The organism is Nocardia gamkensis NBRC 108242 (genome assembly GCF_001612985.1).
GTDB classification, from domain to species: domain Bacteria; phylum Actinomycetota; class Actinomycetes; order Mycobacteriales; family Mycobacteriaceae; genus Nocardia; species Nocardia gamkensis.
Genome location: NZ_BDBM01000063.1, coordinates 36423 through 44810, shown reverse-complemented (window position 1 = coordinate 44810; position 8388 = coordinate 36423). Strand labels below are relative to the sequence as shown.

Below are 8388 nucleotides of genomic sequence, written 5' to 3'. Positions count from 1 at the left end.
CAAATTTCCCCTGATGGCCACCCCGGCTCGCGGCCCGGCTCGGCGCGGCACTGGGCGGCCACGTCCCGGTGGCGGCGGTGTTCGACGCGCCGACGCCGGCCGCGCTCGCCGAGCGCCTCGCGCACACCGAGCGCGGCGCGGCCCGGCCCGCGCTGGTCCGCCGCGCGGATACGGGGCCGGTGCCGCTCGCGCCCGCGCAGCAACGCATGTGGGTGCTCGACCGGCTCACGCCGGACTCCTCGGCCTATCACATCCCCGCGGCGCTGCGGTTGCGCGGCGAGCTGGACGTGGCGGCGCTGTCGGCGGCCGTCGGCGATGTGCTCGACCGGCACGAGACGCTGCGCACCAGGTACCCCGATACCGAAGCGGGACCGGTCCAAGAGGTCGTGGCCGCGTCGCCGGTCGACCTGACACCGATCCCGGTGCCTTCAGTCGAACTGAATACGCGCATCGCGGAATTCGTCTGTCTCGGATTCGATCTCGCCGCCGCGCCGCCCGTGCGCGCCGCCCTGTTCGCCACCGCCGCCGACGAACACCTCCTGGTCGTCGTGCTGCACCACATCGGCGCGGACGGGTATTCGATCGCGCCGTTGACCGCCGACCTGGTGCGCGCCTACCTGTCCAGATCCGCCGGTCACGCGCCGGAGTGGGACCCGCCGGCGATCCGGTACCGCGACTACAGCGCCTGGCAGCACGAGTTGCTCGGCGATCCCGCGGATCCGGACAGCCTGGTGGCCCGCCAACTCGCCTTCTGGCGAACCGAATTGGCCGCAGCGCCGGAATCGCTGTCCCTGCCCACCGACCGCCCGCGCCCGGCGCGCCGGGACATGCGGGGCGCTACCGTCGTCCGCGAGATCGACGCCGAGCGCACCGCCCGGCTGGAGCGAGTGGCCCGCGAACACGGCGGCACGCTGTTCACCCTGGTGCACAGCGCGCTCGCGGTGCTGCTGGCGAAGCTGTCCGGTGCGGGGGACGTCACGGTGGGCGTCCCGGTCGCCGGGCGGGGCGTCCGCGAACTGGACGAGCTGGTCGGCATGTTCGTCAACACCGTGGCGCTGCGCACCGAGGTCGACCCGCGCACGAGCTTCGGCGAACTGCTGCGGCAGGCCACCCGGCGCGATCTGGCGGCGCTCTCGCACGCCGACGTCCCGTTCGATCAGGTGGTCGATGCGCTCGGCGTCACCCGTTCCGGCTCGCACGCGCCGCTGTGCCAAGTGCTGCTCACCTTCCAGAACATGCCGCAGGCCGCCGTGGAGCTGCCCGGACTCGCGGTCGAGGCGGTCGATCTCGCCTCGACGGAGGCGAAATTCGATCTACAGGTCACTGTGCTGGAGCGCTCCGGCGCCGGTCTGGAGCTGCGCGTCGGATACGCGACGGACATCTTCGACGAGCCGACCGCGCGGGCGTTCGGCGAGCGGTTGCTGCGCGTGCTGGAGACGGTGGCCGCGGATCCGGCGGTGACCGTTCGCGCGATAGACATCCGGTCCGCGCACGAACGGCGGCCGAGGCCGATCGCGACGGATCTGCCCGCTCTGATCGCTCGGGCGGCGCAGGCCGCGCCCGGCGCACCAGCGTTCGAGCACGGCGATCGGTGGGTCCGCTTCGGCGAACTCGACGCGAAACTCGCGACCGTCGCCAGGGCGATGGGCGCGGCGGCCAAACCCGAAGCCCTCATCCATGTCTCGCTCGCCGGGCTGGTGCCCGGCCTGCTCGCCGAACTCGGTGGCAGTGGCCTGACGGCCTTGCTGCGAACCCTGGCCGCCACCGCCGAGGCGCTGCTCGCCGACTCGGCGCGGGCTCTCGATTCGGAAGGAAACCGCTGATGACCCACGCAGACGCCGTCCGCCGCGCCTACGGCATCGACGACCTGCCCGGCCTCATCGCGACCGTCGCCGGACGGGAGCCGCACCGGGTGGCGCTGCGCCACGGCGAGGTCACCGTCACCTACACGGCGCTGGCCGCGGAACTCGCGGCGCTGTCGGAGATCATGAGCGCGGACTCGCTGGTCCCCGTGGTGGTCTCCGGCAGGCTGCCCGCGCTGCTGGAGTCCGGTGACGGCGCGCTCGGCGCGGTGCTGGAAGCACTGCTCGAGGACGCGCTCGCCGCCGTGCCCGATGCCCCGGCCCCCGCCGCCGCACCGGTCGAGACGCTGGTGAGCCTGTTCGAGGAGCAGGCACGCCGCACCCCGGACGCGATCGCGGTCGACTACGCGGGCGTCACCCTGACCTACGCCGAATTCGACGGCCGGGTCAACGCGCTGGCCCAGCACTTGGTCGGACGCGGCGTCCGGCCGGACACGCTGGTGGGCTTGGCGGTCCGGCGCTCGATCGACCTGATGGTCGGCATGTACGCGATCCTGAAGGCGGGCGGTGCGTACGTGCCGATCGACCCGGATCATCCGGCCGACCGCATCGCCTACGTGCTCGCGGTCGCCGATCCGGTGCTCGTGCTGACCACTACGCACGACGAACCCGAGTTCGGGCGTCCGGTCGAGACGCTGCGGATCGATGAGCTCGCGGGCCCGCCCGCACCTGCCGCCCCCGCGGTCACCCGGTCGGCCGACGACACCGCCTACGTGATCTTCACCTCCGGGTCGACCGGCAGGCCGAAGGGCGTAGCCGTGTCGCATCGCTCGATCGTGGCGAATCTGCGCTGGCGGCAGCGGATGTACCGGCTGCGCGCCGACGACGTGGTGTTGCAGAAGACGCCGTTCACCTTCGACGTGTCGGTGTGGGAGTTCTTCTGGCCGTTGCAGGTCGGCGCCCGGCTGGTCGTGGCGGAGCCGGACGGCCATCGCGACCCGGCCTACTTGGCGCGCGTGATCGGCGAGCGCGCCGTCACGGTGGCGCATTTCGTGCCGTCCATGCTCGCGGTCTTCGTCGCCGAGCCGCGCGCGGCCGCGGTGGACTCGCTGCGGCTGGTCTTCACCTCGGGCGAGGCGCTCCCGGCCGCCACCGCCGCGGCGTTCCGCGACATCTGCGGCGCGACCCTGCACAACCTGTACGGGCCCACCGAGGCCGCCGTCGACGTGACCGCGCACGAGGTGACCGGCGCGGACGTGGCCGGAGTGCCGATCGGCGTCGCGGCCGACGACACGGAGTTGCTGGTGCTCGACGACAGCCTGCGCCCGGCGGCACGCGGCGGCGTCGGCGAGCTGTACCTGGCGGGCGTGCAACTGGCCCGTGGCTATGTGGCCCGCCCCGGCCTGACCGCCGAGCGATTCGTCGCCAACCCGGAGGGCCCGGCGGGGGAGCGGATGTACCGCACCGGCGACCTGGTGCGCTGGGCGCCCGGCGCGGAGGGCGGCCCGGACGAACTGGAATACCTGGGCCGCAGCGACTTCCAGGTGAAGCTGCGCGGTCTGCGGATCGAACTCGGCGAGGTCGAGGCGGCGCTGTCGCGTCATCCGGCGGTGGCCCAGGCGGCGGTGACGCTGCACCGGCAGGTCATCGGTGATCATCTGGTCGGTTATGTCGTCGGTGACTCGATCGACGCCGCCGAGGTGCTCGAGCACGTCCGGCGCGAGCTGCCCGAGTACATGGTGCCCACCCTGCTGATCCCGCTGGACGCGATGCCGCTGAACGCCAACGGGAAGCTGGACCGCCGGGCGTTGCCGGAGCCGGAACTCGGTTCCGGCGCACCGGTCTATCGGGCACCGGAGACCGAGGCGCAGGTCGCGGTGGCCGCGGTGTTCGCCGAGCTGCTCGGCCTGCCACGGGTGGGCGCCGACGACGATTTCTTCGCGCTCGGCGGCAATTCGCTGCTCGCCACCCGCGCCATCGCCCGGATCGCCGCGGCCCTCGGCGCGACCGTCGACGTGCGTGACTTCTTCGACCGCCCGACCGTGGCCGCGGTGGCCGCGGTGTCGCGTCCCGGCCCGGCGCGCCCGCCGCTGGTGGCGGGACCGCGCCCGGAGCACGTTCCGCTCTCGCCCGCGCAGCGGCGCATGTGGTTCCTCAACCGGTTCGACGCCGACATCGAGCAGGCTCGCGACCTGGGCGTCGCCGCCGTGGACAACATCCCGGTCGCGTTGCGCCTGCGCGGCCCGCTGGAGGTATCCGCGCTGTCGGCGGCGATCACCGATCTGGTGGCCAGGCACGAAGTGCTGCGCACCGTCTATCCGCAGACCGCCGACGGGCCCGCGCAATCGGTGCGGCGGGTGCACGCGGTGTTCGACCTGACGCCCGCCGACGTGCCGGAGGACCGGCTGGTCGCGGCGATCCGCCGGGCGGCGGGGCAGGGCTTCGACGTCGCCGAGGAGATCCCGGTGCGGGTGCGCCTGCTGCGCTGCGGGCCCGAGGACCACACGCTGGTGCTCGTCGTCCACCACATCGCGGCCGACGGTTTCTCGCTCGGTCCGCTGATGCGCGACCTGACCACCGCCTACGGCGCGCGGCGCGAGGGCCGGGCGCCGGAGTGGGCTCCGCTGCCGGTGCAGTACGCCGATTACGCGCTCTGGCAGCAGCGGGTGCTCGGCGCGGAGACCGACGCGGACTCCGTGGCCGCGCGCCAGCTCGCCTTCTGGCGCGCCGAATTGGCTGGACTTCCCGCGCAATTGGAGCTGCCCGCGGATCGGCCGCGCCCGCCCGCGGCCTCCTATCGAGGCGCGACCTACGAGTTCGCCCTCGACGCCGCCCTGCGCGCCGACGTCGAGGCGGTCGCGGCGCGCGTGCGCGCCACGCCGTTCATGGTGCTGCACGCCGCGCTGGCGGCCCTGCTGGCCCGGCTGTCGGGCACCGCCGACATCGCGATCGGCACGCCGGTCGCGGGCCGGGGCGAGGCCGCGCTGGACGATCTGGTCGGCATGTTCGTCAACACGCTCGTGCTGCGCACCGAAGTGGACGGCGCGCGCAGCTTCGCCGAGTTCCTCGCGTATGCCGCCGATCGCGACCTGCGCGCCTTCGCACACGCCGACATCCCGTTCGAACAATTGGTGGAAGCGCTGAACCCGGCGCGGTCGGCCGCGCGCCACCCGCTGTTCCAGGTGGCGTTGTTCATGCAGAACATCGGGCCGATCGCGCCGGCCATGCCCGGTCTGGACGTCGAGCCGGTCGACTTCGATCCCGGTTTCGCGAAATTCGATTTGCAGCTCACGGTCTCCGACGCCGCCGGCGGATATCGCGCCGAATTCACCTATGCCACCGACTTGTTCGACGCGACGACCGTGCGGGAGTTCGCGGCGAAGTTCGTCCGGCTGCTGCGTGCGGCGGTGGACGACCCGGACGCCCCGGTCGGGGATCTCCCGCTGCTGGACGCGGGCGAACTCGACTACGTCACCGCGAGCTGGAACGCCAGCGGGCACAAAGTGCCGGACCGTTTCCTGCACGAGGGCTTCGACGCGCAGGTACGCCGTACGCCGGATGCCGTCGCGCTGGTCGCCGGTACCGAGCGGCTGAGCTACACCGAGCTGTCGGACCGGGCCGACCGGCTGGCCAGGATGCTCATCGGGATCGGCGTCGGCCCGGAGGCGCTGGTCGTGCTGGCCCTGCCGCGCTCGATCGAGCTGGTCGTGGCCATGTACGCGGTGGCGCGGGCGGGCGGTGCGTACGTCCCGGTGGATCCGGCGCATCCGGCCGAACGCATCGGTCACATTCTCGATACCGCGCGCCCGCACGCGATCCTGACCAGCCGGGCGGCCGGATTCGATGCGGAGACCGCTTCCGCGCCGGTGTATCACCTGGACGAACTCGATCTCTCCGCCTACCCCTCCGGCAAGATCGGCGACCGTGAACGCCGCGGCGTGCTGCACCCGCAGCACCCGGCCTACGTGATCTTCACCTCCGGGTCCACCGGCAAGCCGAAAGGCGTGGCGGTCAGCCATCAGGCCATCGCCAACCAGCTGGCCTGGATGCACGCGGAGTACCGTCCGCGAGCCGGTGATGTCTACTTGCAGAAGACCGCGAGCACCTTCGACGTCTCGCTGTGGGGGTACTTCCTGCCGCTGCGGGCGGGCGCCACTTTGTTGCTCGCGGCGGCGGACGGGCACCGCGATCCGCGCTACCTCGCCGAAACCATTGCCCGCCACCAGGTGACGCTCACCGACTTCGTGCCGTCGATGCTCGCGGTGTTCGCCGCGCACGCGCAGCCGGGCGAACTGGATTCGCTGCGCGAGGTGTTCGTCATCGGCGAGGCGCTGCCTCCGCACACCGTCGCGGCGTTCCGGCAGGTATGCGACGCGGGCCTGCACAATCTCTACGGCCCGACCGAGGCGGCGGTGTCCATCACCAACCGCGAGGTCACCGACGCGGACACACCGTACGTGCCGATCGGCGAGCCGGAGTGGAACGCGCAGGTCTACGTGCTGGACGGACGGTTGCGACCCGCGCCGATCGGCGTGCCGGGCGAGCTGTACCTGGCGGGTGCGCAGCTGGCGCGCGGCTACCACGGCCGCGTCGACCTCACCGCCGATCGTTTCGTCGCGAACCCGTTCGGCGCGCCGGGCGCGCGCATGTACCGCACCGGTGACCTGGTGCGCTGGAGCGGCGACGGCGAACTGATCTATCTGGGCCGCACCGACTTCCAGGTGAAATTCCGCGGTCAGCGCATCGAGCTCGCCGAGATCGAGACCGCGTTGCTGGCGGTACCCGAGGTCGGGCAGGCCGCGGCACGGCTGGTCACCGGGCCGGCGGGTGAGTTCCTGGCGGGTTACGTGATCGCAGCGCCCGGCGCGACAGCCGAACTCGACGCGGTGAAAGCCGCTGTCGCTCAGTGGCTTCCCGCTTACATGGTGCCGACGGCACTGGTCGAACTGGACGAATTCCCCTCGAACACCAGCGGCAAGCTCGATCGCGCGGCACTGCCGGCCCCGGTGCTCGCCGCCGAGCGCTTCCGCCCGCCCGTCGACGCCGCGCAGCGGCTGGTCGCCGCGGTGTTCGCGGAGGTGCTGGGAGCCGAGCGAGTCGGGCTGGACGACGATTTCTTCGCCCTCGGCGGCAGCTCACTGGACGCCACCCAGGTCACCGCCCGCACGGGCGAGGCCGCGGGTGTGCGCGTGCCGGTGCGCGCGCTGTTCGACGCGCCCACGGTGGAGGGGTTCGCCGCCGCCGTCGGACGGCTCGGCGCGGAGGGAGCCCAGCGGCTCGCGCTGGTCCGCCGGGAGCGGCCCGAACGGGTGCCGCTCTCGCCCGCGCAGCAGCGACTGTGGTTCCTCAACCGCGTCGAGAGCCAGGACGGCGTCGACAGCGTCTACAACCTGCCGATCGTGCTGCGGCTGACCGGCCGCCTGGACGTGGCCGCGCTGGAGCGCGCCGTGCTCGACGTGCTCACCAGGCACGAGACGCTGCGCACCACTTACCCCGAAACCGATGGTGGGCCCTACCAATCCGTCCTCGACGCGGCCGACATCGGCTTGAGCCTGCATCCGGTGCCGATCGACCGCTCCGCGGTGCGCGACGCCGTGATCGGCATCGTCCGCGCCGGGTTCGACGTCACCGCCGAGCTGCCGTGCCGGGTCGCGCTGCTGGCCGTCGACCGGGTGGACGAGGCGCGCGGCGTCACCGGCGACGAATACGTGCTGGTGTTCGTCGTCCATCACATCGCCGCCGACGCCCTCTCGATGGCGCCGCTGGTCACCGATCTGGTCCGGGCCTACCTCGCCTGCCTGACCGGCCTGCGGCCGGACTGGGACGAGCTGACCGTGCAGTACGCCGACTACAGCCTCTGGCATCGGGAACTCCTCGGCGCCGAGGACGTCCCCGGCGACTTGGCCTACCAGCAGTTGCGCTTCTGGCGCGACGTGCTGGACGGCGCCCCCGCGCAACTGCCGCTTCCCGCCGATCGGCCACGCCCCGCGGTCGCGTCGCACGAGGGAGCGGCCGTCGATTTCGTGATCGAGCCCGAGGTGGCCGCGGGCCTGCGCGCGCTCGCCCGGCGCAGCGGCGCGACACTGTTCATGACACTGCACGCGGCCTTCGCCGCCACCTTGGCCAGGATGAGCGGCAGCGCCGACATCGTGATCGGCTCGCCCGTCGGCGGGCGCGGCGAGCGCGCCCTGGACGCCCTCGTCGGCATGTTCGTCAACACCCTCGCACTGCGCACGCGGGTCGCCGCCGACGCCTCCTTCGCCGGGCTGCTCTCCGAGGTCCGCGACGCCGACCTGGCCGCGTTCGCCAACGCCGATCTGCCGTTCGAGCGGCTGGTGGACGCCATGGCCGTGGATCGCTCCGCCGGTGCGCACCCGCTGTTCCAGGTGATGTTCAGCTTCGAGGCCGCGACGTCCGCCTTCGACGGACAGGCCATGGAGGTGCCGTGGCTGTCGGTGCGCCCGGTCGAGATTCCCGACAACGGTGCGAAGTTCGATCTGCACCTGGTGGTGGCGGAGCGGTCGGAATCGGCGGGCCTGTCGGCCACCCTGCGCTACGCCACCGACCTGTTCGACGCCGTGACGGC

General features: G+C 72.6%; 2 protein-coding genes (1 of these 2 cut by a window edge). Both read left to right on the top strand.

The window, feature by feature from the left end; translation table 11 throughout:
• Window positions 1–77 precede the first annotated feature (77 nt).
• Window positions 78–1823 (top strand): condensation domain-containing protein, encoded by a 1746-nt coding sequence (locus NG1_RS31345; RefSeq protein WP_169812354.1) that lies wholly within the window; start codon window positions 78–80, stop codon window positions 1821–1823.
• Window positions 1823–8388: the 5' portion of a non-ribosomal peptide synthetase gene (locus tag NG1_RS31340; protein ID WP_062976900.1), read on the top strand. It continues 18712 nt past the right edge of the window; only the first 6566 of its 25278 coding nucleotides appear in the window; the start codon lies at window positions 1823–1825; its stop codon lies beyond the right edge, outside the window. Before NG1_RS31345 ends, NG1_RS31340 begins: the two co-directional genes overlap by 1 nt.